The following is a 25,802-nucleotide window of genomic DNA, read 5'->3' as shown; positions in this document are numbered from 1 at the left end:
CGGAAGATCTCGGCATCAAGCTCGAGAACGTCACGCTCAACATGCTCGGTCGCGCCAAGAAGGTGATGATCGACAAGGAGAACACCACGATCGTCAACGGCGCCGGCAAGAAGGCCGACATCGAGGCGCGCGTGGCCCAGATCAAGGCGCAGATCGAGGAGACCACCTCGGACTACGACCGTGAGAAGCTCCAGGAGCGTCTCGCCAAGCTCGCAGGCGGCGTCGCGGTGATCCGCGTCGGCGGCGCGACCGAGGTCGAGGTGAAGGAGCGCAAGGATCGCGTTGATGACGCGATGCATGCGACCCGCGCGGCGGTCGAGGAAGGCATCGTCCCGGGCGGCGGCGTCGCCCTGCTCCGTGCCTCCGAGCAGCTCAAGGGTCTGCGCACCAAGAACGACGACCAGAAGACCGGCGTCGAGATCGTGCGCAAGGCGCTGTCGGCTCCCGCTCGCCAGATCGCGATCAACGCCGGTGAAGACGGTTCGGTGATCGTCGGCAAGATCCTAGAGAACAAGACCTACGCTTACGGCTTCGACTCCCAGACCGGCGAGTACGTCAACCTGGTCACCAAGGGCATCATCGACCCGACCAAGGTGGTCCGTACCGCGATCCAGAACGCAGCCTCGGTTGCCGCGCTCCTGATCACCACGGAAGCCATGGTCGCCGAGCTGCCCAAGAAGGGCGGCGCCGGTCCGGCGATGCCCCCGGGCGGCGGCATGGGCGGCATGGACTTCTAAGGTCCAACCATCTCAAGGACTACGAAACCCCGGCAGCGATGCCGGGGTTTTTGTTTTTGAGTGATACACTCTATGGTAGTATTATTCTTCCGTCATTCCGGGGCGGCGCAAAGCGCCGAGCCCGGAATCCATTTCACCACTTGCTCATGGCCTATTACGTCTACCTCCTCGCCAGCAAGAAGTACGGGACGCTCTATCTCGGCGTGACGAACAATATCGTCCGCCGCACTCACGAACATAAGAGCAAAGTCATTGCTGGGTTCAGCAAACGATACTCTGTCAGCCGATTGGTATGGTTCGAGATCTACGACGATCCCGTCACTGCGATCACACGCGAGAAGGAGTTGAAGAAGTGGCGGAGGGAATGGAAAATCCGGCTTATTGAGGAGAAGAATCCTCAGTGGATTGATCTGTATCCCCAAATTGCGGTCTGACCTCGCCGATCAATGGATTCCGGGCTCGCGCTTCGCGCGCCCCGGAATGACGGCGGGGGCCTCACCACACCTTCCCCAGCCGCTCCATGTGCGGCTCGCCGTCCTCATCGAGCGACCAGAAGATCCGGGTCACCCGCCCGACGAGGTTGTCCATCGGCACGAAACCGATCGTCGCCATCGTGCGGCTGTCGCTCGAATTGTCGCGGTTGTCGCCCAGCGCGAAGAAATGGCCGGGCGGCACGGTGTAGACATTGGTGTTGTCGTAGTAGCCGTTCTCGACGCAGTCGTAGGTGATGTAGGAATTGCCATTGGGCAGCGTCTCGCGCCAGCGCTTGACCTTGACACTGCCATCCAGACCGCAGGCGTTGCCGGCGAGCCCGTTTGCGAGCGCGACGCGCGTCACCGGTCTGTCATTGAGGAAAAGCTGTCCCTGCCGCATCTGGATGCTGTCGCCGGGCAGCCCGACCACGCGCTTGACGTAGTCGACCGAGGTATCCTTTGGCGCGCGAAACACGACGATGTCGCCGTGCTCGGGATCGACCGCGAAGACACGGCCCGAGATCCAGGACGGCGCGAAAGGAAAGGAATAGCGGCCGTAGCCATAGGCATATTTGGCGGCAAAGACGTAGTCGCCGACCATCAGCGTCGGTGCCATCGAACCCGACGGGATGTTGAACGGCTGATACAGGAAGAAGCGAAACAGGAACGGCGGCGACCACAGCACCGGGATCATCAGGATCAGGACGACGATCGCCTTCCATTCCCGCGGCCGCGCCGTAGGGCGGATCGATTGCTCAAGAGTGCTCATGCGCTTGCCATGATCGAGACTGTGGTCGTCACCGTGAGATTACGCAACCTTCGCGCGCGTGCAATGCCCACTCATGGCTTTTGGTCGCACGGGCGCGCGCACGCGTTCACCGCAAGCGTCGACAATGGACATATGAAGGGCCGCCCGTGGGCGGCCCTTCTGCTTCATGCGCTCTCGGGCGCCTTCAGGCGCACGAGCCGGGTCAGGAGGGCATCGAGGCCCTCGCCGTTGCCGGCATGGAGGTCGATGCGGCCGACCTTCTCGACCAGCCGCTCCAGCGACTCCAGCTCCTTGAGCCGCAGCAGCAGGGGGTTCTCCTCCATCAGGCGGGCGGTGTTCAGGAGCGAACGCGTCGCCGCGGTCTCCTCCTGCCGGCGGATCAGGTTCGCCTTCGCGACCCGCTCCGCCTCCACCACCTTGTTCACCAGCTCCCGGATCTCGCCGGGCAGGATCACATCCTTGACGCCGAGCTCGGTCACCTCCACGCCGGACTCTGCGACGCGTGCCCGCACATAGTCGCGCAGCTCCGCATCCAGCGCCGCCTTCGCAGACAGCACCTCGTCCAGCGTCCGGCCCGCCACCGCCTCGCGGATCGCGAACTGCACCAGGCGGTACAGCCACGCTTCCACGTCGGGCACGGTCGCAACCGTGCGCTCGGGATCGACCACCTTACGGAACGCCGTCAGCGTCACCCGCAGCGCGATGCGATCCTTGGTCAGCATCTCCTGCGCGGTGATCTCGACCGCCTGGGGCCGCAGGTCGAGGCGCTTCACCTCGATCTTGCGGCCGACGGTCCAGAAGGCGTGCCGGCCGGGCGCAAGCCGCTCCACGAGCCGGCCCTCGACATAGAGCAGGCCCGCCTCGTGGTTCTCGACCACCGCTTCCATCACGACGGTCGAGCGGTTGCGCTCGATCATGGTCAGGTGCCGCGCGCCAACCCGGGGATCGGCGGACACATCGATGCGCTCGACATCGATGCGGGTCGCGACCTTCCAGTAGACGCGCACCTGCCAGGGCGTCATCAGATGCACGGGCCGGCCGTCGAGGCTGACGATGGCGATCTCGTCCGCCTTGGTCTCGATCGCCTCGAACAGCTCCGCGGCCAGATCAGGCCGCGCGGCCTTCAGCACCGCGTAGCGATCCGCAGAGAATTCGCTGCGGACCACGTCGAGCACCTCGGCCTTCAGCTCGCGCAGGGGATCGAACAGGCGATGCTTGCCGGGCGCGAGCACGCGCACCAGCTGTCCGTTGCGCGTGAGCAACGCGCGCTCGCCATCCTTCACCGTCACGTTCAGCATCAGCAAATGCCAGGTCATGGCACGCCTCCATCATGTTGCCTCCGGCCGAACGCGGCCGGATGGCGGTTTCGTTTGCAAAGGACGTGAGGACGCGGACGACGCTTCCCGGGAAATCGGCGGGCCGGGGCTTGAGCTTGCATGATGACGGGCGCACGCGCGCAATCGCTCGACGCGTGTCGAGCGGTCATGCGGAGCCACCCGGCATCAGCGCAAGCGGTATCTGCCCGCGGCGCAAAGCCGGTCTCACAGTGTCGTTGTTCGGACGAAAGCCTTTTGGGCAATGCGGCCGGACGGCGACTGAAGCGCGCGTCCGGTCCCCTTCAGAGGTATCAGCTTTTCAGGCTGAAACGGAGCGCTGGAGCGGGATTCGAACCCGCGTCACGATGATTAACAGTCATCTGCTCTACCAAACTGAGCTATCCTTTGTGCAAGAGATCGGAATCGAACCGATGCCTTCGGGTTTTCAGCCCGACGCTCTCCATGAGCTACGTCCTGCGTTTGCCCTTCATTCGGCGGAACACGAAACCGCAGAGCGGCCCGCGCCAGTCGGGATCTCAGAGAGCCCGAACCCATGGCCTAGCGAAGGAGGGCGCTAATAGACGAAGCACGTTCGGGTTGCAAGGGGGAAAGCCAAGATTTTTCGTCACGCACTCCGCACTGTGACGCGATGATCACAATGCGATGTGACGTCAGCCGCGCGACGTTTCCTGAAAACACGCCCTCACCCAGTCGATCGTGACACGCGTCGCGGGATCGCGCTTGAGGTGGTTTTGCACCAGCAGCCAGGCGTCGCGCCGCTTCGGCAGCAGCGTGGCGCGCAGGCGGCGATCGCCGAGCAAGTCCGCGCAAACATACTCCGGCAACACGCCGACGGCCCGATGCGCGCGGATCAGGTTACGGATGACGCGAACGTTGTCGGTGACGCAGCGCGCGCGGGCTTGCTTCATGCGCAGGAATTGCATCTCGGGAATGGCACCGAGTTCGTCCGGATAGGCGCACAGCACCGGCTCGCCCTCGGTCGCAACAGGCTCGAAGTAATAAAGCTTGACGTCGCCGAGCCTGGAGATCGCGAAGTCACCCTTGTCGGGTTTGCGCAGCCGGATGGCGAGATCGGCCTCCCAGCGCGAGAACTTGACGTTCTCGCTCGAGGTGAGGAATTGCAGCGTCAGGCCGGGATTGGCGCGCAGGAAGTCGCTCGCGCGCGGCGACAGCACCTCCTCGGCGACCGTGTTGGTGGAGGCGATGCGCAGGCGGCCCACCGGACCTGCCAGACTCGCGCCGACGCGGCCGATCTCGGCGGCATGTGCGGCCATCGCCTCGACATGCGCCAGCACCGCCTCGCAACTCCGCGTCGGCCTGCGGACGCCGTCGGCGGCCTCGAACAGACGCAAACCGAGCGCACGCTCGATACGCGACAGCCTGCGCCCGACCGTGGTCTCGTCGATGCGCAGCCGCGCGCTGGCGCCCGCGTAGGTGCCCTCGTCCCTGACGGCGGCGATGATGCGCAGATCGTCCCAGTTCATTGCGCAAGGCTATACCGGCCGGGAGCAGCCTGCAATATCGCAGCCATCCGCTGCAATATCCCTGCATATCGGCAGGCATTCCCGGGGCTATGTTTGTGCAGCCTTTTGCCCCGGAGATTTCCAGACCATGACGACCGCAAAGACCCTGCTGCAGCTCGCCGGTGCCGATCTCAACCCGCCGCGTCTTGGCGACGCCGCGCTGGTGCTGATCGATATCCAGAACGAATATCTCGCAGGTCCTCTCGCCCTGCCCGACGCCCGGCCTGCGATCACGCGGGCGGCTGCGCTCCTGGCACGGGCACGCGAGAGCGGAGCCGCGATCATCCATATCGCCCATCGCGGCAAGGCCGGCAGCCTGTTCGATCGCGGCGCCGACCGCGGCGCCATCGTCGCCGAGCTGAGCCCACGTGCCGGCGAGCTGGTGATCGAGAAGGAATTGCCGAATGCGTTTGCCGGCACTGATTTGCAGGCGCGCCTTGCCGCAACCGACAGGAAGAACATCGTACTGGCCGGCTTCATGACGCATATGTGCGTCAGCTCCACCGCGCGCGCCGCGCTCGACCTCGGTTTTCGCACGACTGTTGACGCCGATGCCTGCGCCACGCGCGACTTGCCCGACGGCCGCGGCGGCACGCTGGACGCCCGGACCATCCACGAGGTTGCACTCGCCGAGCTGTCCGACCGCTTCGCGATCATCGCGCGCGGCGATGCGCTAAAATAACGGAGCAACGCGATGCTGCAGCTCTATTTCTCGCCGATGGCCTGCTCGCTTGCGAGCCGCATCGCGTTGATGGAAGCCGGCCTCGATGCGCGCTATCATCTGGTGCATCTCCGGACCAAGACGGTCGCGGACGACGACAGCGATTTCCGCGGCGTGTCGCCGAAGGCCGCGGTGCCGGTCCTGGTGCTGGAGAACGGCGACCGGCTGACCGAAAGCGCGGCGGTGCTGCAATACATCGCCGACGTGAAGCCGGAGGCGGGCCTCGCGCCCCGGTCCGGCGATCCCGACCGCTACCGCCTGCAGGAATGGCTGAGCTTCATCGGCACAGAGATCCACAAGGCATTCCTGTTTCCGACCTTCTGGTACCAGGACGACGGCTCGCTCGCCAAGCCGCGCGCAAGGATCACGCAGACATTGGCGGTGCCATCGGCACATCTCGCGGACCGCGAATTCCTCGTCGGTGACCGCTTCACCGTCGCGGATGCCCATCTCGCCTGGGCCTTGCTGCTGCTCCGTCCCGCGGGCGTCGACGTCGCGCAATGGCCAAGCCTGTCGGCCTATCTCGCGCGTATGCAGGCGCGGCCTGCTGTGCGGGATGCGATTGCAACCGAGATGACGCTGCGCAAGGCGATGGCGGCAGACCCGGCGTGACAGGATGTCACGGTCGCCCGATCTGACGGGTCCACAGCGAGGGCATTGATACCAACGCGGCATGCGCTAATCTGGGGGGATATTTTTCGATATTTCCCTGGAAGGCATTCATGCGTGCTCCTTCTGGAATTTTGCTCCAGTTTGTCCTGGCCCCCCTCGCCCTCTGGCTGAGCCTTGCCCCGCATCGGCGGACACGCGGGTCGCGCTGGTGATCGGCAACGGCGCTTATGTCTCTACGGCGCAGCTACCCAACCCGTCGCACGATGCCGAAGACGTCGCAGCCTCGCTCAAGCGCAGCGGTTTCGAGGTGTTCCAGGGAATCGACCTGCGCCAGGCCGACATGCAGGACCTGACCATCCGCTTCGCGCGCGCAGCCAGCCGCGCCGATGTCGCGATGTTCTATTACAGCGGCCATGCGATGCAGTACAACGGCGTGAACTATCTGATGCCTGTCGACGCCGTGCTGACGGATGAAGCAGACCTCAAACGCTTCGTGCGGGTCGACGACATCGTGAACGATTTGCAGCAGGCCAAGAATTTGCGCATCCTCGTGCTCGATTCCTGCCGCGACAATCCGCTGGCCGAAACCTTGAAGCGCTCTGCCGGCTCGACGCGCGCCGCCTCGATCGGACGTGGTTTGTCGAAGGTCGAGGCGCCGCGCGGCACGATCGTGTCGTTCTCGACGCAATCGGGACAGGTCGCCGCCGACGGCACCGGCCGCAACAGCCCCTATACGACCGCGTTCCTGAAGCACATCGAGGAGCCGCAGGAGATCGGCGACGTCTTTCGCGACATCAGCAGCGACGTCTATGATTCCAGCGGCAAGACCCAGCTGCCGGAGCTGTCGCTGTCGATCATCGGCAAGTTCTATCTGAACGGGCCGGTGTCGGTCACGGTCGCCCCGGCCGCACCCCAAGCCACGCCGAAGGCCGATCCCTGCGCAGCCGCCGAGGCGCACTGGAAGGCTGCTGAGGGCATCGGCACGCTGGGTGCCTTTGAGGATCATCTCGCGAGATTCCCGAACTGCATCTTCGCCACTCTCGCCAAGGCACGCATTGAAGGCCTGAAGCAGAAAGTGGCGCTGGCACCTTCCGGCAACGCCAGAACCACGGGAAGCAAGGATTTCGACGGCAGTTGGGACGTGACGTTAAACTGCTCGGCTTCCGGCAAGGCGCAGGGCTTCACCAGGCCCCTGGTCGCCACCGTGACCAATGGCGTGTTTCACGCCGAGGTGCAGGGTCCGGGCGGTGTCAATCGACTGGAGATCGACGGCCAGATCCCGCAGGACGGCAAGACGACCTTGAGCGCACGCGGCACGACGGGGGCGAGCACCTACACACTCAACAACCTCGCGCCCGGCTCGCCTTACGCCTTTACGGTCGATGCGCAGTTCGATCGCAACCGCGGCAGCGGCAAGCGCAACGAGGCGCGCGCCTGCAATCTGGTTTTCGTCAAGCGATAAGCCGCGCGATGATCGCGCGGCTTCGCGTGCAACGCCCGCTCACACGCCCGTCTGGCTGATGAACTTGGTGTTGAAGTAGCCTTCCATCGCCTCGGTGCCGCCTTCCGAACCATAGCCGGAATCCTTGATCCCGCCGAACGGCACTTCGGGCAGCGCCAGACCAAAGCTGTTGATCGACATCATGCCGGCCTCAACCGCCGAGCCGATCGCGGCCGCCGTCCTGGCCGAGCTGGTGAAGGCGTAGGAGGCGAGACCAAACGGCAGCCGGTTCGCCTCCTCGACCACGTCGTCGAAGGTCGAGAAGCGGGAGATCAGCGCGAGCGGGCCGAACGGCTCCTCGTTCATGGCGCGCGCATCCTTCGGCACATCGCTCACCACGGTCGGCTCGAAGAAATGGCCCTTGTTGCCGACACGCTTGCCGCCGGTCTCGAGCCTGGCGCCCTTGCCGACGGCATCCTGCACCATGCCTTCGATGGCGGTGACGCGGCGCGGATTGGCGAGCGAGCCCATTTTGGACTCGGGATCGAGGCCATTGCCGACCTTGAACGCCTTGGCGCTGTCGACGAATTTTTCGACGAATTCGCTGAACACGTCGTCCTGCACCAGCATCCGCGTCGGCGAGATGCAGACCTGTCCGGCGTTGCGATATTTCGCCGCCGCCAGGATCTTTGCGGCCGACGCGACGTCGGCATCCCCAAAGACGATCGCCGGCGCATGACCGCCGAGCTCCATGGTGGCGCGCTTCATGTGCAGGCCCGCGAGCGCGTTGAGCTGCTTGCCGACATGGGTCGAGCCGGTGAAGGAGATTTTCCGGATCACCGGATGCGGGATCAGATATTCGGAGATCTCCGAGGGCACGCCGTAGACGAGGTTGATGACGCCATCGGGCACGCCCGCGTCCGCAAACGCGCGGATGAGCTGCGCGGGCGAAGCTGGTGTCTCCTCCGGCGCCTTGACGATGATCGAGCAGCCGGCAGCGAGCGCCGCAGAGAGCTTGCGCACGACCTGGTTGATCGGGAAATTCCACGGCGTGAACGCGGCGACCGGGCCGACCGGCTCCTTCATCGCGATCTGGTAGATGCCGGGGCCGCGCGCGGGGATCAACCGGCCATAGGCGCGCTTGGCCTCCTCCGCGAACCACTCGATGACATCTGCCGCGGCCATCGCCTCCATCTTCGCTTCGCCGAGCGTCTTGCCTTGCTCCATCGTCAGGAGCGGCGCGATCTCGTCATTGCGCTCGCGCATGATCGCGGCAGCCTTGCGCATGATCCGGCAGCGCTCGAACGGCGCGACATTGCGCCAGATCTTGAAGCCGGCGGAAGCAGCGGCGAGCGCCTCGTCGAGATCGGATTGGCCGGCATGCGCGACGGTGCCGATCACCTCCTCGGTCGCGGGATTGCGCACCTCGATCACTTTGCCCGAATGGGCCGGGCGCCATTGGCCGGCAATGAAAAGCTGCGTGTTCGAATAGGTCAACGGAATCTCCTTTTACGTCGAGCTGTGACAGATGGCGTCCGCGGCGCGCGTCATCTCCGCTCCGAGATAGAGCCGGAAGCGCGGCTCGGCGGCGAGCGTGCGGAAGTCCGCCATCCGCGTCACCCCGCCGCCGGCGACGAACAGGAATTGCCCGGCGATCTCGGCGAGGATGTCGAGGTGCCAGCTGGCTGTCGGATGCATGCAGAGAATGACCAGCCTGCCCTCGTCGCGCAGCTTGCGGAAGAAATCGAGCATGAAGCCGATATAACCGTCCTGCAGGTTGAACTGCGGTTCGTCGAACAAATGGACCAGCGGCGTTTTTGTCGGCGACGGCGCCAGCAAGGCGGACGGAATGCGCTTGCGAAACCGCCGGACCTGATAGGACTGGTGATAGTGGATCGCGAGCCGGTCGCGCTCGCGATATTTGACGCCATGGATATCGGTGCCCGCAACCAGCACGCGCCCCGAGGTCGGCGCGTTGGAACCGGTCATCATCTCAAACAAGGTCGTCTTGCCGGCGCCGTTCGGCCCGACCACGCCGACAATGCCCGGCTCCTCCAGCGTCAGGTTCGCCCGAAGCGTGAACGTCGGACGGCGGATGACGCGGCCCCTGGTGTAGACCTTGCGGACATCATCGAGAACGAGCAGCGGTGCGGCCACTTATTGTACTCCCAGCAAGCGCTGCCGAAGGGCGCGATCATCGCGCAAGGTCGCGGCCTCACCGGTCCAGACGATCCTGCCACGGTCGATCACCGCGGCGTGGTCGGCGACCGACAGCGCGATCTCGGCATTCTGCTCCACGACCAGCGAGGCGATCCCCTCGTCCTTCATGCGCAAAATGGTCGCGAGCACATCGCCGACGATCTTTGGCGCAAGACCCTGGCTCGGCTCGTCGAACAGGACCAGTCCCGGCGAGCCGACCAGCGCGCGGGCAATGGCGACCATCTGCATCTCGCCGCCCGACAGGTTCTCGCAATCGCGCTCCATCAGATATTCGAGCGGCGAGAAGATCGCAGCCGCCTCCTTGACGGACCAGTTGCGAAAGCGCGTGCGCTTTTGCGCGATCGACAGATTGCGCGCCACCGACAAGGTCGGGCACAACCGCCGGTCATCCGGCACCCAGCCGATGCCGGCGCGCGCAATCTCGTGGGTCGGATTGCGCGTCACGTCGTGCCCGTCGAAACGAACGGCGCCGCGGCGCGGACGTGTCAGCCCGAGGATCGAACGGAGCATGGTGGTCTTGCCGGCGCCGTTGGGCCCGAGCAGTGCAAACACCTTGGCGTGCTCGATGGCGAGCGAGGCGCCGAACAGCGCCTGGGTCTCGCCGTAAAAGGTATCGACCCCGTCCACTTCGAGGATCATGCGAACTTCCCGAGATTGGAGCGACGCACCCATTCGTTCTGCTGCAGCTCGCGCGGCGTGCCGCGCGCCACCACCTGGCCCCAATGGATCACCGAGATGCGATCGGCGAGCGAGAACAGGAATTCCATGTCGTGCTCGATGGCGACGATGGTCAGCCGGCCCTTCAGGCGCGCCACCAGAGCTGCCAGCCGCTGCACGCCGTCGGAGCCGAGGCCGGAGGTGGGCTCGTCCAGGCACAGCACGCGCGGGGCCTGCGCCAGCGCGACCGCGATCTCCAGCGCGCGGCGGTCGCCATAGGATAGGTCTTTGGCGCGGACATCGCCCTTGTCGGCAAGCCCGACCGCGGCGAGCGCTTCGGACGCCTGCTCGGCAAACCTGCGGTCACCGGCTGCGGCACGGGCGATATCGAGGCCACGGGCGCGAAACGCGGGCAAGCCCATCATGACGTTGTCGCGGGCGGAGAATTCGTCGAACAGCGTCATGATCTGAAACGAGCGGGCGATGCCCTTGGCGGCGATGCGGTGCGGGCTCAATCCCGTGACATCCTCGCCGCCGAGCAGGACTCTGCCGCGGCTCGGTTTCACCCTGCCGGTGAGGACGTTGAAGAAGGTGGTCTTGCCCGCGCCGTTGGGACCCATCACGCCGTGAAACTCACCCTCGGCAACGGCGAGATCGACGCTTTCCAGCACGACGCGATCGCCGAAGCGGACGTGCACACCCGCGGCCTCGATCATGCTCATCGCCCGCCCCCGACCAGCAGTCGCATCGCGGACGTGCCGCGCCGCCGCAGCGCGTTGAGTGAGTGCTGCTGCGCGGCGGCCGAGAGCGCGCCGGCGATGCCTTCCGGGCGGAACAGCACGATCGCAATGAACAGCAGACCGAAATAGAGCATCCAGGCATTGGTCAGCGCGCCGATCACGTCGCGCGCGGTGAGGAAGAGAAACACGCCGATCACCGGCCCCCAGAAGCTGACGAGCCCGCCACCGACCAGCGTCATCATCACGACGTAGCCGGATTGATGCAGGCTCATGACGTCGGGGAATGCGGCGAGTTGCGCCATCGCGAACAGTCCGCCGGCAAAGCCGGACACGGCCGCCGACAGCGCGAACACCGATGCCTTGTAGAGCCACACGTTATAGCCGAGATGAGCGGCGCGAACCTCGCTCTGCATGATCGCCGCGACCACGCGGCCATAGGGCGAGTGCACCAGCCGCCACAAGACGGCGGTGCCGACCGCGAAGACCGCGAGCACGAAATAGTAGAACGCGACATTGTCGGTGAGATCGAACGACACCAGCCCGAAATCGGCCGGCAGCCGCTTGATCTTGAGCAGCCCGTCCTCGCCGCCGGTGATCCGGTGCGACTTGATCGCCAGCGTCCAGAAGATCTGGCCGAAGGCGATGGTCATGAAGGCATAATAGATGCCGCGCCGGTGCGAGATGAACAGCGCCACCAGCACGCCGGCAAGCCCCGCGACCGCGGCAGCAGCAGCAAGACAGATCCAGAGATTGGCGACGATATCGAGCTGGCAAAGCCCGAACGCATAGGCGCCGATGCCGAAATAGGCGCCATGTCCGAACGAGGGAAGTCCGGCCGTGCCCAGCACCAGGTTGAACGCAAGCGCATAGAGCGACCAGATCAGGATCTCGATCCCGAGATAGGGATAGAGCCCGATCCGCGTGATCCAGAGCGGCACCGTTGCAAGCACCAGCCAGAGCACCAGCATCGTCGGCGTGACGAGGCGCGCGGCGTCGGATGAAGAATTTGATCCCACAATCATTCCCTAGGCCTCGAGCACGCTCTTCTTGCCCCACAGGCCGCGTGCACGGAACGTCACGACGGCGACGAGCAGGATGTACATCGACAACAGCGACCATTCGGACGCGTAGGCGCCGGCAAGGCCGACACACAGTCCGACCAGCAACCCCGCCACGACCGCGCCCCAAAAGCTGCCGACGCCGCCGAGCACGATTACCAGGAACGCGGGGATGACCGCATCGACGCCCATATGCGGGCGAATCCCCCAGATCGGCGCGACGATGATGCCCGCGATCGCGGCCAGCATCGTGCCGAACACAAACACGAGCAGCCGCAACCGCGACAGGTTGATGCCGAGCGCGCGGACGATCTCGCTGTCATGCGCGCCGGCCTTGACGGTCGCGCCGAACGAGGTCTTTTCGATCAATAGCCAGACCAGGCCAATGACCCCGGCCGCGATGCCCGCCGCGTAGAAGCGATAGGTCGACCAGATCAGGTCGCCAAACAGGAAGCCGCCGTTGATGGCGGACGGCACCTGCAGCACGTAATCGCGTGTGCCCCAGACCAGACGGATCAACTCCTCGATCACCATCGCTGCACCGAAGGTCAGGAGAAGCCCGTACAGCGGGTCCTTGCCGTAGGTCCGCCGCATGCAGAGCTCGATCAGCATGCCGACGAGACTCACGATCACGGGCGCGATCACCAGCGTGGCGGCGTAGCGCCAGCCCAGCGGGAGCGCGAGCCACGCTTTCGCAAGATCGGCCGGCATTGGCGGGCGCGGTCCGGTCAGCTGCATGGCCACATAGGCCCCGAGCGCGAACAGGGAACCGTGCGCAAGATTGATCTGCTCCATCAGCCCGGCGATGAGCATGAAGCCGAGCGCGATCAACGCGAACAGCAGGCCGAGCGTCAGGCCGTTCAGAAGATGCGGAAGAAGGTCGAACAAGGTTTTGACTCTCGCAACTGGCAATGCTCACCCAGGCCTCGATGGCCCGGGCCTGCGGCGCGCGACTTGCGCGCCGCTCGTTCCACGACGCGACACACCGTCGCTAGGAGTCGACGGTCGGCACCTGCTCGTAGGGCGTGAGCTTGCACTTGCCGGGGGCGGCGTCATCGGCGGCCGATTTCGGTTCGGTCCAGCTGATGATCTCGAACAGATCGGTGTTGTCGGCCGGCTTGGCGTTGCGCCGCGCCAGATAGATCGTCTGCTGCATCTGATGCGTCATGGGATCCATGTACGCGTCGAAATGCTGCATGCGATCGGTCGCCGAGACCTTCAGGTTCTCGATCTCCTTGATGATCTTGACGTTGTTGGTCGACCCTGCCCGCTCGATCGCACGGAGCAATTCGCGCGTCGACATGTAGCCGTTGTAGGAGACGTTGCCCGGCACCGGGATCGGACCGTCCTTGTTGGCGGCCTGCCATTTCTTGACGAACTCGGCGACGCCGGGCAGCTGCAGCTTGTGATACCAGGTCGTGCCGAACACGCCGAACAGGCTGTCGGGCGCGCCCCAGACATCGGGCCAGTCCTGCTGGTTGTTGATCCAGGCCGGCTTGCCGTCGAGCTTGAGCTGCGCGACCTGCTCGCGCAGCGCCTTGATGTCGTCGCCGCCGATCGCAGTTGCGACCACGTCGGGTTTTGCCTGCTGGATCTTCAGGAGGTAGGCGGTGAAGTCGCGGGTGTTCTGCGGCACCAGGAGATTGTCGATGATCTTGCCGCCGGCAGCCTCGACCTGCGCCTTGGTCGCTGCAGAGGTCGTGTGGCCCCAGACGTAGTCATTGGTCAGCAGCATCCAGTTCTTGCCGATGGAATCGACGGCGTTCTTGACCGATGCCTTGGAGAAATTGGTGCCGTTGCCGTCCCAGACAAATTTCACGCGTGAGCAATTCTCTCCGGCTTCGCTCGGCGCGGAGGAATTGGTGTTCATGTAGATCACGCCGTATTTGCTGGCGACCTGGGTGATGGCGTTGGCGACGCCGGAATGCAGCGCGCCGATCAGGATGGTGCAGTCCTCGCGGGTGATGAACCGCTCGGCGACGCGGCTGCCGGTGGCCGGCGTCGTCTCGGTGTCCGCGGTGATGAACGATATCTGGCGGCCGAGCACGCCGCCTTTGGCATTGAACTCGTCGATCGCCATCTTGATGCCGCGGAAATCATCCTGGCCACTGTTGCCGTATTGGCCGCTGGCATCGCAGGTCAGGCCGAGCTTGATAGGCTTGGCGCCTTGCGCCCAGGCATGATTCTCTTTCCACGGCCCAAAGAAGCTGCCGGTGCCGCCGATGACGCTGGCCATCAAGCTGCCCTTCAAAACGCTTCGCCGTGAGATCTGAGGCCCTCTCATCGTTTCCTCCCGTTTTCGAAGTCTTTTGCTTTTTTCTGCGATTAGAATATTCATTCCATTTCTGATGTAAAGTGGAATATTTGATCCGAACAGTGAAATGCCGTTAAACAGGCGACCGATCCGGAGACCCGAGACGATGAACAAGGCACAAGGCGCGATGAGCTACGACGAGCTGCGCGGCGCCATTGCGCAGCGGCACCGGGCGCTGTCCGGCCGGCTGCAGCAGATCGCGGAGTTCGTGCTCGATCACCCGACCGATGTCGCGCTCGGCACCGTCGCAGAGGTGGCGCAGCGCTCGGGCGTGCCGCCCTCGGCGATCGTTCGCTTCGCCCATGCGCTCGGCTTTGGCGGCTTCACCGAGATGCAGCAGGTGTTCCGCTCGCGCCTCGTCGCCGGCGTCGCGCCGAGCTACAAGGCGCGGCTCGCCCGCATGAAGAGCGAGGAGAAGTCGGTGCTCGGCCGCCAGCCGGCCGCGGTGCTGTCGCGCTTCGTCTCGGAAGCGCAATCGGCGCTGGTGACGCTGAGCCAGTCCGTGCACGCGCGCGAGCTCGACGCCGCGACCGCGATCCTCGCCAAGGCGCGCGACATCTATCTGCTCGGCCTCGGCGGCTCGTTTCCGGTCGCGACCCACCTCGCCTACGTGCTGCGCAAGCTCGGACGTCGCGTCGTCCTGCTCGATGGCACGGGCGGCAGCATCCACGAGCAGTCGCATGCCGCGACCACGGAGGACGCGCTGGTCGCGATCAGCTTCCGGAACTACTATCCGGATACGGCGCGGCTGTTTCCCGAACTCGTTGCGCGAGGCGTGCCGACAATTTCCATCACCGATAGCCTCCTGAGCCCGATCGTCGAAGGCGCGAGCGTCGTGTTCGAGATCCAGGACATGCCCGAGCCGGCGCTGCGCACGCTGGTCGCGCCGATGTGCCTCGTGCAGGCGATGGCGATCGGGCTCGATCTCGCGGCAGACTGACATTCACAACAGGAAAAAGATCATGACATCGCATGACACGGCGAAGATTTTGGCAGGCAAGGTCGCGCTGGTGACCGGCGCGGGGCGTGGGCTCGGACGCGCCTTTGCGGAGAAGCTCGCCGCGCTCGGCGCCGATGTCGCCATCCACGGCATGCGCGAGAACGGGCCGGCGGAATATGGCGAGGGCACCACCCTCACCGCGGTGGCGGCAGAGATCGGCCAGCAATTCGGCGTCCGCAGCCGGCGCGTGCTCGGCGATCTCACCAGGGGCGAGGACATCGCGCGCGTGATTGCCGAGACGGAAGCCGCCCTCGGCCCGATCGACATTCTCGTCCATAATGCCGGGGGCGACATCGCGGCCGCCGGCGGCAAGCCCGACCCGAACGACGCGGTGAACATCAAGGAGGCCGATGTGCGCGCGGTGCTGGAGCGCAATCTGCTCTCGACCATCCTGACCTGCCAGGCGGTCGCGAAGGGAATGATGGAGCGGCGGCGCGGCCGCATCGTCACGCTCGGTTCGGTCGCCGCTTTCAAGGGCCGCACCCAGGGCTCGATCTATGCGGTGTCGAAGGCTGGCGTGACCCACTACACGCGATGCCTGGCCGACCAGCTCCGCGCTTACGACATCGCCGTCAACTGCATCGCGCCCGGCGATACCCGCACCGGCCGTTTCCTCGGCACCCGTGCGGTGGACCCTGACAGGATGGTCGAGACCGGCACGCTCGACCGCATCGCGACCGTCGATGAGGTCGCACGCGTCGTCGAGTTCTTCGCCGGTCCCATGGGCGCCTTCGTCTCCGGCCAGGTGCTGAGGATCGACGGCGGCGGACAATGCTGGCCGAGCTAAATCAAAAAAGAAAAAGGGCCGCTGCAAGCGGCCCTTTGAGATCATCGCGAATTGACTGAGCTTACTCGACCCGCGACAGCACCGCGAGCTTGCGGATGCCCTTGTTACGGTAGGCGTCGAGGAACGCGTAATAGTCCTTGAACGACACGCAGCCGTTGGAATCGCCGTTCGGCCCGAGCATGAAGGTGTGGGCGAGCAGGCCGTCGCGGCCGTAGATCGCGCTCTCGCCGCCGATCGGGGTCAGGCGCAGCGCCGGCACGCCATGGAACAGCGCTTCGCGCGGCTTCAGCGTGTAGATGTGCGGCGGCGTCACGCCGCGCATGCGGACGCGCGAGGAGCGCGGATCGTCGAGATTGGAGCCGAGGCCGGAATGTGCCTCGAGCTTGGTGCCGTCGGGCAGATAAACCATCTTGGCGGTAATGTCGTAGACCGCCGTGTCGCGCTCATAGGGCGCCGAACCGCCGAGCATGGGGTTCTGCTCCCTCGGCGCGATGGACGCGGTCACGCTGGCATCGGCCGAGGCATAGGCCAGCAGCCCGCCGGACGGCTCGCGCTTGCCCCAGAGCTTCTCGACCATCGACTGGCGCGGACCGGTGATCGACATCACCGCGGCCTTGGCGCGATCGGCAAACGATTTCGGCTTCGCCTCGGGCGCCTGCACGATCTCGGCCGGGTCGGCCGAAGCCAGTTGCATCTGCGCATCCGGTGCGCGCTTGGCCTTGTCCGCGCCCTTATCAGCGACCTTGGCCGCCGGCTTCAGCGCTTCCGCGACCTTCGCGATCACGCTCTGCTTGGGGGCATCCTTCAACGTTTCCTTGGACGTTTCCTTGGCGACGGCGACCTGGGTTGCGGGCGCGACGCTCGCCGCGTTCGACACAACGCCCTGGGTCGCGGCCGCGGCAAAGCGCTCGTTGAACATCTCGCGCGAGATCGGAGCTGCGACCTGGAGCCGGTCCGGCAGCAGCGCAAAGGTGTCCCGGATGGCCTCGCCAGCCTCACGCAGCACCACCCTGGGCGCGCGCTTGATCACGGGCTCGTCGTAGCCAAGGCTGCCGACGATCGGATAGACGCTGGCGCCGAAGACGTTGCTGTAGATGGTCCAGCCGGCGCCCATCACGACGCAGCCGATCGCCGCGGCGCCAAGCCAATTGGTCGCAGTCATTTTCCGGGAAGACTTCCGAAGAGAGTTCTTGGACTTCCGTGCCGCGTTACTCTGCGCAGCGATACTCGTACTCATTCGCCTTGCGTCCAGGACGGTGTCACTCAGTCCCCCTTCGAAGTGCCGCTGGTCACGATCCGGGAACAGCATCTCGCAGGAGGTCGGAGCGTCATTAAGGCGACTTTTAGTTAAATGCTGATTAAGTTCGGGCAGATGTGAGGCACCGCGTCAACGCTGTCCCATTTCGAGAAAAAAGCCCGCACAACTACGGACTTAGCAGCGTCTGTTAACTATAATTCTCGGCCGGGTCAGCACGTTGGACGGGCGTCACAAGCCACGTCTCTAAGGCCACCCAACCAAGTCGTTTTCGTGGTCTTCAATACCCGGACAATAGCGGGGAAGCGTTGCGCGGAGCTGGTGCGCGCTGCGCCCTTTCCTCTTCGGTCGCGGCGCGGGCGTCAGCAGAACGGCAGCAGCTCACACAGATCACACATCCCGCGGAGAGCGCTCACGCGGCACGGCGCCCTGACTGAAAGTTGATCGCGTCGGACTGGAAAAGACCGCACCGAGGAAATAGCTCCGAGAGCGGCACTTTTCAGCAGCCTCTGCGTGTGATACGGTACCGTATCAACATCGCCTTGAACTGTGCCGAGCACGCAAACGGAGGCTGGCATGAGAGGGTTCGCGCGCGCAGGGTTTTTCGCTCTGGCGGGGTCGTTTCTTTTGATTGGATCTGCGATTGCACAGCCGGCTGCCAATGTCGGCTGCACGCCATCGCCATCGGCTGCGGGCACGCAAGTCTGGCGCTGCGACAACGGCATCACCATCGTTGCGGAAAACGGCGCCAGATTTGAACTTAAGGACGCCAACCGCGACGGACATATTGACTCCGTGGAGTTGAGCAGCAAGGCGCTGCTGATCGAGGTGCCCAAGAAGCCCGGCGGCAATCCCTTCAAGGTGCTGACGCCGCAGGCGATCGCCGCAGTGCGCGGGACCAAATGGGCCGTCGATGTCGCTGAGGCCAAGACCGCGGTCTTCGTTGCCGACGGCCGTGTCGGTGTGAGCCGCAGGGCTCGTGGACGCGGCGTCGTGCTCGGACCGGGCCAAGGCGTCGATGTCGAGGCAACCGGTCCGTTGACAGTCAAGACATGGGGCCAGCCGCGCGTCGACGCGCTGATGGCAAGACTGGGTCAATAAGACTGGGTCAATAAGGCCTGGACAATTAAGGCCCGCGCAGCAACGCCCGGGCGACAAAGAAGATTGCAGCACGTAATGACTAGACGCGTTCAGATCCTGGTGGCACTCTTCCTCACCGCGCTGTGGGGTGCCGGCATCTATGCCGGCCACGCCAACGGTCATCTGCGCTTTCTCGATCGGCTCGAGGCGACGCTGACGGATTGGCGGACCCAGGTCCGCGGCGTGCAGGCTCCGCCCGATCTCGTCACCATCGTCGCCATCGACGACACCGTCGTGAAGCGCGGCGGCAGCTATCCGCTGCCGCGCGCCGATCTCGCGCGCGTCGTCGACACCATCGTGCAGTTCAAGCCGAAGGTCGTCGCGATCGACCTGCTGCTGGTCGACCGCAGCGCGGCGATCGGCGACGCGACGCTGGCCAACACGCTCGCCACCGGTCCCATGGTGCTCGCCGCCGCGGCGATCTTCCCGACCGCCAGCGAGACCGTAGAGCCGGGCACCCAAGGTCCCCTCGCCGCGCTGCCACAGGCCGAGCGCTTCCTGCTGCCGCTGCCCGCCTTCGCCGATCATGCCGAGGTCGGAGTCGTCAACGTCGCGACGGGCCAATCGGGCTCGCCGCTTTCGGTGCCGATGTTGTTCCGGACCAGCGACAAGGTCGAGCTGTCGTTTCCCTTGCGCGTCGCGACGCGCGCGCTCGACAAGCCGCTGACGATCGCGCCCGATCACCTCATGCTCGGCGACCGCGCGGTGCCGACCGACTCCGACTTCGCGCTGCCGATCACCTATTACGGCCCGCGCCGCACCATCCGCACCGTCAGCGCGCAGAGCATTTTCGACGGCACGCTCAATCGCGCGGCGATCGAGAACCGCATCGTCGTGATCGGCGCCTCGGTCGCCGGCGGCGGCGACTTTTATCCGACACCGTTCGATTCCCTGATGCCCGGCGTCGAGGTGGTCTCGACCGCGATCACCCATCTCGTCGCCGGCGACGGCATCGTGCGCGACCGCAAGGTCCACATCGCCGACGCGCTCACCGCGATCCTGCTGCCGATGCTGCTGGTGGGCCTGCTCGCCTGGCGGCGCAGCGCGCCCGGCATCATCGCCGCAGCCGCGGTGATGATCGCCTGGGCCGGTCTCAACCTGTTCGCCTTCACCCACGGCGTCTGGCTGAACGCTGCGACCACGCTCGCCGCGGCAGTGCCGCCGGTGATGGTCTTTGCCGGCGTGCAATTGTGGGCGGGAGGCCGCCGCACTCAATATCTCGCCGCCAAGAGCCGGTCGCTCGCGCAATTCCAGGCACCGGCGGTGCAGGAATGGCTGGCGCGCGATCCCAATTTCCTGTCCAAGCCCGTCCGGCAGGACGCAGCGGTCGTCTTCATCGATCTCTCCGGTTTCACGACGCTCAGCGAGCGGATCGATCCGGACGAGCTGCAGCATCTGCTGAGGGCATTTCACGCGCTGATCGACAAGGCCTCGGTCGATTCCGGCGGCATGATCACCGGATTTCTCGGCGACGGCGCCATGATTCTGTTCGGCCTGCCCGGCGCGATGCCCGACGACGCCGCGCGCGCGCTGCAATGTTCGATCGACCTGTATCGCAGCGTCGATCGCTGGATCGCTTCGCTGCCGCCCGCCACCCGCGGCCAGCTTGGTTTCAAGATCGGCGCGCATTACGGCCCGATCGTCGCATCCCGTCTCGGCGAAAGCCACCAGCACATCACCGCGACCGGCGACACGGTCAACGTCGCGAACCGCTTGATGGAGGTTGCCGCCCATAACTGTGCGCGGCTGGCGCTCACCGATACGCTGCTGGATTCGGCCGACCTCCACGGCGCTCCCGACGGCATTCTGTCAGGTCCCCTGCTCACCCAGGTCCGCGGCCGCTCCGGCGTCGTGACCGTCTGGTTCTGGCGCGACCAGAACGGGCCGGGTCAGGCCGCCACCAGGGCCGAGATGATCGACTGAATTTTGGGGCCGCCTACCGCGCTTCCGGCGGCGGCGAGCGGTCGAGCACGTCGCCCTTGGCGCCTTCGAGCAGATCAATGCCGTAGGTCTCGACCACGAGCGGCCCGCGCTTGCGCTGCAATTGCGCAATTTGCGTCACCTTCGCGAAGAGCTCGTCGAGGGCGGGATGGCCGTCCGGGCGCAGCTCGTCGACAGAGATCAGCTTGCCGGCAAGCAGCTTTGGATCGGGCTCGGGCATGTTGACCCAGCGGATGCGTTGGTTCTGCTGCAGCACGCAGGTGCCGCGCGGCAAGTAAAAGGCGAGCCAGCCCGTGGTGCCGTAGTCCTGCGCGAGCACGCAGGTCGCGCCACTGCGCGCGCGCGCCGCTTCGATCTCGGCGGCGAGCTCGCGCCAGCCGACGCCGACGCTGCGCACCGTCGCGTCGCGGCGATACCCCGACAGCCAGCCGGTGTTGGCCTGCACGATCAGCGCCGCAAACATCACGATGCCCACGGGCGCGGCCCAGCGCAGGCAGAAATCCGCGAGGCGGCGCGCGCGTGGTTGCCACTGCACGAGATTGGCAGCAGCGGCCGCGGCAACGATGAAGGGCGGATAGACCGGCGCGAACCAGTTGGCCTCGACGCGGGCATGCAGCGAATGCCAGACGAAATAGGCGACGATGGTCCAGAACAGCGTCTCGATCAGCATTCGCGAGGCCAGCGCGCCGGCCCGGCGCCAGGTCAGCGCGTGCAGGCCCATCGCGCCGAGGATGAAGACCAGCGGCGTTGCGAAGGCGATCTGGGTCGGGATCAGCTCGGCGATGAAGACGGGACGGAAGTCCTCGATCTTCGCCCGCCCAAGCTGCTTTACGAACGAGACCCATTGATGATCCGCATTCCACAGGATCACCGGTGAGAACAGCGCGAACGCAACGAGACCGCCGAGATAGGGCCAGGGCGAGAGGAACCAGCGCCGCAGTTTCGGCACGGAACCGAGCCAGATCAGGATCGCGGCGCCAAAGAACATCGCGGTGTATTTCGACAGCAGCGCCGCGCCGACCGCCGCGCCGACAGCGAGCCACCAGACGCCGCGGCCGGTCTCCAGCACCTTGGCGAGGAAGAACAGCACAAAGCTGGAGGCGACCAGCAGCGGCGCATCGGGCGTCACGATCAGCGTGCCGATCGAGGCCATCATGGTCACGTTGAGCAGGATGGCGCTGGTCGCAGCCACCCGCGCGCCGCCGAACAGGATGGCGGCGGAACGGTAGATCGCGTAGCTCATCGGCAGCGCGAGCAGGATCGAGAATACGCGGACGCCGAACTCGGTGTCGCCGGCGATCATGGTGCCGGCGCGGATCACATAGGCGACCATCGGCGGGTGGTCGTAATACCCTCCGGCGAGGTTCTTCGACCACATCCAGTAATAGGCTTCGTCGAAGGTGATCGGCGTGAACGCTGCCGCAACCAGCCGCAAGCCGACCAGCGCAACGATCACCAGCGCGGTATTACGGACAATCCGCGCGTCAGCCCCGCCCATGTCGAGCTATTTCTTGCGCCAGACGAACAGTCCGGACATCGCGTAGTTCCACACCACGCCCATCAGCGCACCGGCCATGCCGGCCAGCCACCAGATCGGCTCCTGGTCATAGACCGAGAAGGCGACGCCGACATTGGCGAGCAGGCCGACGCTGCACACGATGTAGAAGGCGATCAGGCCGCGCAGCAGCGCAAAGCCCTTGAGCCGCTGGTCGCGATAGGTGAGGAAGTTGTTGAGGGCGAAGTTGCTGGTCATGGCGACGACGGCGCCTGCGGCCTGCGCCTCCGCGAACGGCGCCTTGAACAGCTGAAGGGCGATGAACAGCGTCGTCAGATGCACCACGAGGCCGATGCCCCCGACCATCGCAAACAGGATGAAGCGCAGCGAGACGGCATCGTTGGTGAACTTGGCCAGCACCAGGCCGAGAAAATCCAGCGCGACCATGGAATCGAGCTTGCTCTCGCCGTGCTGGCGCTCACCGAACGTGTAGGGAATTTCAACGGCTCGCAAGCTACCGTTCGCGCTCGCGACGAGGTCGAGCAGGATCTTGAAGCCGTGCACCGACAGCTTCGGCGCGAGCTCCTCGAAACGGTCGCGGCGAACCATGAAGAAGCCGCTCATGGGATCGGCGATCTCGACCCGCAGCGCCTTCCTGGCGAGTTCGGTCGCAAGCGCGCTGGCGCCAGCGCGCTGCTTGTTGAAGCCTTCGCTCTTGTAGCCCTCGATATAGCGGCTGCCGACGACGAGATCGGCCTGGTCGCTTGCGAGCAGCAACAGCATCTTCGGCAGTTGTGTCTCGTCGTGCTGGAGGTCGGCATCGATCACGGCCACATAGGGCGCGCTCGAGGCCAGGATGCCCTCGATGCAGGCGCCCGACAGACCGCGGCGGCCGATGCGGCGGACACAGCGCACGCGGTTGTCGCGCTGCGCCAGCGCGCGCACGACGTCCCAGGTCCCGTCAGGAGAATTATCGTCGACGAACACGACTTCCCAGGCGACGTTGACGAGCGTCGCCTCCAGCCGCCGGTACAGCACCGTGACGTTGTCGCGCTCGTTGAACGTCGGGACGATGACCGACAGTTCCGGTGCCTCGTGAGCCTGCGGGGGAGTGCCGGAGCCCGGTCTGATCGCTTCGTTCATGACGGGAGCGTATATCCGCCGCGTCCTGCGCTGCCAAGACGTTGCGCTGCCAAGATCTACGGAGCCGGGGGTCTGTGGGGAAAGGCCCAAAAAGGGCCCAAAAATGCCAACGACCCCGGAACGGCGGACCGCGCGTACATCCGGCGCAAGTCCAAGCTATTCCAAGGTCGTTCCAGCGCCGGAGGTTTCACTCAACGTCGCCGTTACAGCCTAGATAGGAACGGCAAGACCGCTTCGCAAGGGGGCATAGCGGCCCTTTTTCAGATCCTGCTAGTTCGGGACTTCCTTGATTACCGGCCCGCGCGGCGCGGGCGCGGCCGGGACAGCGGGCGCTGCCGACGGAGCCGACTCGGCCTTTGCCGGCCTGGGCGGCTTGCCGTACTGGCCGATCGGCCCCAATACGACGGCGACCGCAAGCACGACCGCCGCGACGATCGCGCCCAGAATGCCACCCACCGACTCAGACGACATGGAAGCCCATCCCTGTTCCCGATGCCTCCAGTGATACCATGGATGCGCGCGGAGCTGGAAGGGCTGCCGAAGGGGCGAATAGCGAATGGTGAGTAGCGAATGAGCCAACACGGGCTTCCGCCCTACTCGCTACTCGCCACTCACCATTCCCTACTTCGCCGGCGGCCTGTGCTTGACGAAGGCCGTCACGATGTCCTTCTGCGCCGACTCGACCGCCCTGTTCGCGGTGGCGAGATGGGCGCCGGCATCGATGTTCGGATATTGCGTGGTGAGATAGTCGAGCAACGCCACCCGGTAATATTGCCGCTCGGACGGACAGGCGCCCGCGACCGAGCGGCCGAAATCCTGTTCCGATAGTCCCTGATTGGAGTCGCGCGAATATTCCCGCGCCAGGCAATGCCAATAATCGTCGCGGCCCTGCATGGCGAGCTTCTGCGCACCCTTGGCATCGTCGTCATCGTCCGCCATTGCAGAACAAGTCATGGCAGCAGATGTCATCATGACGAGCGCCGCTCCCACCATCAGCATCCGCATTCTTGTTCTCCTTTTGCGCGGGTCCGGCTGCGAGCTTAGACGGGACGGCGCAACTGGCCAATCACATCTGGTTTGATTAGGATGAGGTCCCTCCCCGTCGATGCGAGACCCTCCCGTGGCCAAAGCAAAAACCGCGTCCAAAAAATCCGGCAACATCTTCATCGGCGTCGGCGGCTGGACCTTCGAGCCCTGGCGCGGCGTGTTCTACCCGGAGAAGCTCACGCAGGCCAAGGAATTGTCCTATGCCGCCTCGAAGCTGACCTCGATCGAGATCAACGGCACCTATTACGGCTCGCAGAAGCCGGAGAGCTTTCGCAAATGGGCCAGCGAAGTGCCCGATGGTTTCGTGTTCTCGGTGAAGGGACCGCGCTTCGCCACCAACCGCCGCGTGCTCGCCGAGGCCGGCGATTCCATCAAGCGGTTCTATGATTCCGGCGTACTGGAACTCGGCGACCATCTCGGGCCGGCGCTGTGGCAGTTCGCGCCGACGAAAAAGTTCGACGGCGCCGATTTCGGCAAGTTCCTGGAGCTGCTGCCGCGCAAGCTCGAGGGGCGCGCGCTGCGCCATGTCGTCGAGGTCCGCCACGACAGCTTTTGCGCGCCGGACTTCGTCGCGCTGATCCGCGAGTTCGAGACGCCCGTCGTGTTCGCCGAGCACGGCAAATACCCGGCGATCGCCGACGTCGCCGGCGATTTCGTCTATGCACGGCTCCAGAAGGGCAATGACGAGATCAAGACCTGCTATCCGCCGAAACAGCTCGATGCCTGGGCCAAGCGCTTTCAGGACTGGGCCGAGGGGAGTGAACCCGACGATTTGCCGAAGGTCGACAAGGCCAAGCCGAAGAAAGAGCCGCGCGACGTGTTCGCCTATGTCATCCACGAGGGCAAGGTGCGCGCACCGGCCGGCGCCATGGAACTGATCGCGCGGGTGAGCTGAGGATGGTTCATGGCAAAGGCGAAAAAGCTCTTCACCATCGGTTATGAACAGACGCCGCCCAAGGCGGTGCTCGACGAGCTGGAAAAGGCCGGTGTCAGGCTCGTGGTCGATGTGCGGGCGGTGACCTCTTCGCGCCGGCCCGGCTTTTCGAAGAAGCAATTGTCCGCGGGGCTCGATGAGCGCGGGATCGCCTATGTCCATCTCGCCGCGCTCGGCACGCCGAAGGAAGGCCGCCTCGCCGCGCGCAGCGGCCAATACGATGTGCTGGAGAAGATCTATTCAAAGCACCTGAAGACGCCGCAGGCCAGGGAAGAGATGGACGAGCTCTCGGCGCTGGTGATGAAGGCCGGACCGGTCTGCCTGCTCTGCTACGAGCGCGATCACACCCATTGCCACCGCCAGATGATCGCGGAGATCATCGAGGAGCGCGATGGCGTGGCGGTGACGAATTTGGCGGGACGGCAGGTATAGCCGGCTCCGCCGTCATTCCGAGTTCG

General features: G+C 65.1%; 25 protein-coding genes, 2 tRNA genes and 1 pseudogene. 11 read left to right on the top strand and 17 right to left on the bottom strand.

Going from position 1 to position 25,802, the window contains the following annotated elements:
• On the top strand, window positions 1-737 hold a 737-nt coding region (locus tag OWC48_RS29845; protein WP_282523193.1), incomplete at its 5' end, for a TCP-1/cpn60 chaperonin family protein.
• Between the two features lie 146 nt (window positions 738-883).
• Window positions 884-1,171 (top strand): GIY-YIG nuclease family protein, encoded by a 288-nt coding sequence (locus OWC48_RS29840; protein WP_282523192.1) that lies wholly within the window; start codon window positions 884-886, stop codon window positions 1,169-1,171.
• A 61-nt stretch (window positions 1,172-1,232) separates the two neighbouring features.
• Here OWC48_RS29840 and lepB read toward each other — a convergent pair whose 3' ends face one another.
• From lepB to OWC48_RS29815, 5 genes are all read right to left on the bottom strand, one after another.
• Window positions 1,233-1,979, bottom strand: a complete 747-nt coding sequence (gene lepB / locus OWC48_RS29835; protein ID WP_282523191.1) for a signal peptidase I — start codon at window positions 1,977-1,979, stop codon at window positions 1,233-1,235.
• A gap of 164 nt (window positions 1,980-2,143) precedes the next feature.
• Window positions 2,144-3,295 carry a slipin family protein gene (locus OWC48_RS29830; RefSeq protein ID WP_282523190.1) on the bottom strand — a complete coding sequence of 384 codons (1,152 nt, stop codon included), beginning with the start codon at window positions 3,293-3,295 and terminating at the stop codon, window positions 2,144-2,146.
• Window positions 3,296-3,633: 338 nt separating this feature from the next.
• Window positions 3,634-3,699 (bottom strand) — tRNA-Asn (locus tag OWC48_RS29825).
• 4 nt (window positions 3,700-3,703) lie between these two features.
• Window positions 3,704-3,773: transfer RNA gene (locus OWC48_RS29820), tRNA-Phe, on the bottom strand.
• Between the two features lie 193 nt (window positions 3,774-3,966).
• Window positions 3,967-4,800, bottom strand: coding sequence for a LysR family transcriptional regulator (locus OWC48_RS29815; protein WP_282523189.1), 834 nt, complete (start codon window positions 4,798-4,800; stop codon window positions 3,967-3,969).
• A gap of 127 nt (window positions 4,801-4,927) precedes the next feature.
• Here OWC48_RS29815 and OWC48_RS29810 point away from each other — a divergent pair, with 127 nt between their 5' ends.
• From OWC48_RS29810 to OWC48_RS29800, 3 genes and pseudogenes are all read left to right on the top strand, one after another.
• Window positions 4,928-5,521, top strand: coding sequence for a cysteine hydrolase family protein (locus OWC48_RS29810; protein WP_282523188.1), 594 nt, complete (start codon window positions 4,928-4,930; stop codon window positions 5,519-5,521).
• Between the two features lie 12 nt (window positions 5,522-5,533).
• Entirely contained in the window at window positions 5,534-6,172 is a 639-nt protein-coding gene (locus OWC48_RS29805; protein WP_282523187.1) for a glutathione binding-like protein, read from the top strand.
• Between the two features lie 110 nt (window positions 6,173-6,282).
• A pseudogene (locus OWC48_RS29800) lies at window positions 6,283-7,634 on the top strand (caspase domain-containing protein).
• A 39-nt stretch (window positions 7,635-7,673) separates the two neighbouring features.
• On the opposite strand, the gene OWC48_RS29795 reads toward OWC48_RS29800, so the two are convergent.
• From OWC48_RS29795 to OWC48_RS29765, 7 genes are all read right to left on the bottom strand, one after another.
• Entirely contained in the window at window positions 7,674-9,110 is a 1,437-nt protein-coding gene (locus tag OWC48_RS29795) for an NAD-dependent succinate-semialdehyde dehydrogenase (protein WP_282523186.1), read from the bottom strand.
• A 12-nt stretch (window positions 9,111-9,122) separates the two neighbouring features.
• A complete protein-coding gene (locus OWC48_RS29790) occupies window positions 9,123-9,770 on the bottom strand; it encodes an ATP-binding cassette domain-containing protein (RefSeq protein ID WP_282523185.1) in 648 nt (215 codons plus the stop codon).
• Complete coding sequence (locus OWC48_RS29785) at window positions 9,771-10,472, bottom strand: ABC transporter ATP-binding protein (protein ID WP_282523184.1); 702 nt, start codon at window positions 10,470-10,472, stop codon at window positions 9,771-9,773.
• The gene (locus tag OWC48_RS29780; RefSeq protein WP_282523183.1) at window positions 10,469-11,212 is read right to left on the bottom strand and encodes an ABC transporter ATP-binding protein; all 744 of its coding nucleotides are present in this window, start codon (window positions 11,210-11,212) and stop codon (window positions 10,469-10,471) included. Before OWC48_RS29780 ends, OWC48_RS29785 begins: the two co-directional genes overlap by 4 nt.
• Window positions 11,209-12,252: a branched-chain amino acid ABC transporter permease gene (locus tag OWC48_RS29775; protein ID WP_282523182.1), complete on the bottom strand. Its 1,044-nt coding sequence runs from the start codon at window positions 12,250-12,252 to the stop codon at window positions 11,209-11,211. Before OWC48_RS29775 ends, OWC48_RS29780 begins: the two co-directional genes overlap by 4 nt.
• A gap of 3 nt (window positions 12,253-12,255) precedes the next feature.
• On the bottom strand, window positions 12,256-13,176 hold the full coding sequence (locus OWC48_RS29770; RefSeq protein ID WP_282523181.1) for a branched-chain amino acid ABC transporter permease: 921 nt from the start codon (window positions 13,174-13,176) through the stop codon (window positions 12,256-12,258).
• A gap of 103 nt (window positions 13,177-13,279) precedes the next feature.
• Entirely contained in the window at window positions 13,280-14,524 is a 1,245-nt protein-coding gene (locus OWC48_RS29765; RefSeq protein ID WP_282523180.1) for an ABC transporter substrate-binding protein, read from the bottom strand.
• Window positions 14,525-14,708: 184 nt separating this feature from the next.
• Here OWC48_RS29765 and OWC48_RS29760 point away from each other — a divergent pair, with 184 nt between their 5' ends.
• Window positions 14,709-15,542 carry a MurR/RpiR family transcriptional regulator gene (locus tag OWC48_RS29760; protein ID WP_028147416.1) on the top strand — a complete coding sequence of 278 codons (834 nt, stop codon included), beginning with the start codon at window positions 14,709-14,711 and terminating at the stop codon, window positions 15,540-15,542.
• 22 nt (window positions 15,543-15,564) lie between these two features.
• The gene (locus OWC48_RS29755; RefSeq protein ID WP_282523179.1) at window positions 15,565-16,389 is read left to right on the top strand and encodes an SDR family NAD(P)-dependent oxidoreductase; all 825 of its coding nucleotides are present in this window, start codon (window positions 15,565-15,567) and stop codon (window positions 16,387-16,389) included.
• Between the two features lie 61 nt (window positions 16,390-16,450).
• Here OWC48_RS29755 and OWC48_RS29750 read toward each other — a convergent pair whose 3' ends face one another.
• Entirely contained in the window at window positions 16,451-17,551 is a 1,101-nt protein-coding gene (locus OWC48_RS29750) for a DUF2778 domain-containing protein (RefSeq protein WP_282523178.1), read from the bottom strand.
• 669 nt (window positions 17,552-18,220) lie between these two features.
• On the opposite strand from OWC48_RS29750, the gene OWC48_RS29745 reads away from it, so the two are divergent.
• Window positions 18,221-18,745 (top strand): FecR domain-containing protein, encoded by a 525-nt coding sequence (locus OWC48_RS29745; protein ID WP_282523177.1) that lies wholly within the window; start codon window positions 18,221-18,223, stop codon window positions 18,743-18,745.
• A 75-nt stretch (window positions 18,746-18,820) separates the two neighbouring features.
• Window positions 18,821-20,707 (top strand): CHASE2 domain-containing protein, encoded by a 1,887-nt coding sequence (locus OWC48_RS29740; protein WP_282523176.1) that lies wholly within the window; start codon window positions 18,821-18,823, stop codon window positions 20,705-20,707.
• Window positions 20,708-20,720: 13 nt separating this feature from the next.
• On the opposite strand, the gene OWC48_RS29735 is transcribed toward OWC48_RS29740, so the two are convergent.
• The 4 genes from OWC48_RS29735 to OWC48_RS29720 form a co-directional block, all read right to left on the bottom strand.
• Window positions 20,721-22,223 (bottom strand): glycosyltransferase family 39 protein, encoded by a 1,503-nt coding sequence (locus OWC48_RS29735; RefSeq protein WP_282523175.1) that lies wholly within the window; start codon window positions 22,221-22,223, stop codon window positions 20,721-20,723.
• A 6-nt stretch (window positions 22,224-22,229) separates the two neighbouring features.
• Window positions 22,230-23,363, bottom strand: coding sequence for a glycosyltransferase family 2 protein (locus OWC48_RS29730; protein ID WP_282523174.1), 1,134 nt, complete (start codon window positions 23,361-23,363; stop codon window positions 22,230-22,232).
• 270 nt (window positions 23,364-23,633) lie between these two features.
• On the bottom strand, window positions 23,634-23,834 hold the full coding sequence (locus OWC48_RS29725) for a hypothetical protein (RefSeq protein WP_282523173.1): 201 nt from the start codon (window positions 23,832-23,834) through the stop codon (window positions 23,634-23,636).
• A 150-nt stretch (window positions 23,835-23,984) separates the two neighbouring features.
• Window positions 23,985-24,368 (bottom strand): hypothetical protein, encoded by a 384-nt coding sequence (locus OWC48_RS29720; RefSeq protein ID WP_282523172.1) that lies wholly within the window; start codon window positions 24,366-24,368, stop codon window positions 23,985-23,987.
• A 100-nt stretch (window positions 24,369-24,468) separates the two neighbouring features.
• Between OWC48_RS29720 and OWC48_RS29715 the strand changes: the two genes are divergently transcribed.
• Both OWC48_RS29715 and OWC48_RS29710 read left to right on the top strand, forming a co-directional pair.
• On the top strand, window positions 24,469-25,305 hold the full coding sequence (locus tag OWC48_RS29715) for a DUF72 domain-containing protein (protein ID WP_282523171.1): 837 nt from the start codon (window positions 24,469-24,471) through the stop codon (window positions 25,303-25,305).
• Between the two features lie 9 nt (window positions 25,306-25,314).
• Entirely contained in the window at window positions 25,315-25,776 is a 462-nt protein-coding gene (locus OWC48_RS29710; protein ID WP_282523170.1) for a DUF488 family protein, read from the top strand.
• Window positions 25,777-25,802 lie beyond the last annotated feature (26 nt).

Source organism: Bradyrhizobium sp. Arg816, assembly GCF_029989365.1.
Lineage (GTDB): Bacteria > Pseudomonadota > Alphaproteobacteria > Rhizobiales > Xanthobacteraceae > Bradyrhizobium.
The sequence above is the reverse complement of the archived record's forward strand: the minus strand, read 5'-3'. Positions and strand labels throughout refer to the sequence as shown.

What these genes read in the sequence shown, in the direction of transcription:
- OWC48_RS29715 (WP_282523171.1), top strand. Translation starts at nt 24,469, where the DNA reads ATGCGAGACCCTCCCGTGGCCAAAGCAAAAACCGCGTCCAAAAAATCC.
- OWC48_RS29775 (WP_282523182.1), bottom strand. Translation starts at nt 12,252, where the DNA reads ATGATTGTGGGATCAAATTCTTCATCCGACGCCGCGCGCCTCGTCACG.
- OWC48_RS29760 (WP_028147416.1), top strand. Translation starts at nt 14,709, where the DNA reads ATGAACAAGGCACAAGGCGCGATGAGCTACGACGAGCTGCGCGGCGCC.
- OWC48_RS29725 (WP_282523173.1), bottom strand. Translation starts at nt 23,834, where the DNA reads ATGTCGTCTGAGTCGGTGGGTGGCATTCTGGGCGCGATCGTCGCGGCG.
- OWC48_RS29765 (WP_282523180.1), bottom strand. Translation starts at nt 14,524, where the DNA reads ATGGCCAGCGTCATCGGCGGCACCGGCAGCTTCTTTGGGCCGTGGAAA.
- OWC48_RS29805 (WP_282523187.1), top strand. Translation starts at nt 5,534, where the DNA reads ATGCTGCAGCTCTATTTCTCGCCGATGGCCTGCTCGCTTGCGAGCCGC.
- OWC48_RS29735 (WP_282523175.1), bottom strand. Translation starts at nt 22,223, where the DNA reads ATGGGCGGGGCTGACGCGCGGATTGTCCGTAATACCGCGCTGGTGATC.
- OWC48_RS29750 (WP_282523178.1), bottom strand. Translation starts at nt 17,551, where the DNA reads ATGACTGCGACCAATTGGCTTGGCGCCGCGGCGATCGGCTGCGTCGTG.
- OWC48_RS29720 (WP_282523172.1), bottom strand. Translation starts at nt 24,368, where the DNA reads ATGCGGATGCTGATGGTGGGAGCGGCGCTCGTCATGATGACATCTGCT.
- OWC48_RS29745 (WP_282523177.1), top strand. Translation starts at nt 18,221, where the DNA reads ATGAGAGGGTTCGCGCGCGCAGGGTTTTTCGCTCTGGCGGGGTCGTTT.
- OWC48_RS29830 (WP_282523190.1), bottom strand. Translation starts at nt 3,295, where the DNA reads ATGACCTGGCATTTGCTGATGCTGAACGTGACGGTGAAGGATGGCGAG.
- OWC48_RS29785 (WP_282523184.1), bottom strand. Translation starts at nt 10,472, where the DNA reads ATGATCCTCGAAGTGGACGGGGTCGATACCTTTTACGGCGAGACCCAG.
- OWC48_RS29730 (WP_282523174.1), bottom strand. Translation starts at nt 23,363, where the DNA reads ATGAACGAAGCGATCAGACCGGGCTCCGGCACTCCCCCGCAGGCTCAC.
- OWC48_RS29815 (WP_282523189.1), bottom strand. Translation starts at nt 4,800, where the DNA reads ATGAACTGGGACGATCTGCGCATCATCGCCGCCGTCAGGGACGAGGGC.
- OWC48_RS29840 (WP_282523192.1), top strand. Translation starts at nt 884, where the DNA reads ATGGCCTATTACGTCTACCTCCTCGCCAGCAAGAAGTACGGGACGCTC.
- OWC48_RS29740 (WP_282523176.1), top strand. Translation starts at nt 18,821, where the DNA reads ATGACTAGACGCGTTCAGATCCTGGTGGCACTCTTCCTCACCGCGCTG.
- OWC48_RS29780 (WP_282523183.1), bottom strand. Translation starts at nt 11,212, where the DNA reads ATGAGCATGATCGAGGCCGCGGGTGTGCACGTCCGCTTCGGCGATCGC.
- OWC48_RS29755 (WP_282523179.1), top strand. Translation starts at nt 15,565, where the DNA reads ATGACATCGCATGACACGGCGAAGATTTTGGCAGGCAAGGTCGCGCTG.
- OWC48_RS29810 (WP_282523188.1), top strand. Translation starts at nt 4,928, where the DNA reads ATGACGACCGCAAAGACCCTGCTGCAGCTCGCCGGTGCCGATCTCAAC.
- lepB (WP_282523191.1), bottom strand. Translation starts at nt 1,979, where the DNA reads ATGAGCACTCTTGAGCAATCGATCCGCCCTACGGCGCGGCCGCGGGAA.
- OWC48_RS29710 (WP_282523170.1), top strand. Translation starts at nt 25,315, where the DNA reads ATGGCAAAGGCGAAAAAGCTCTTCACCATCGGTTATGAACAGACGCCG.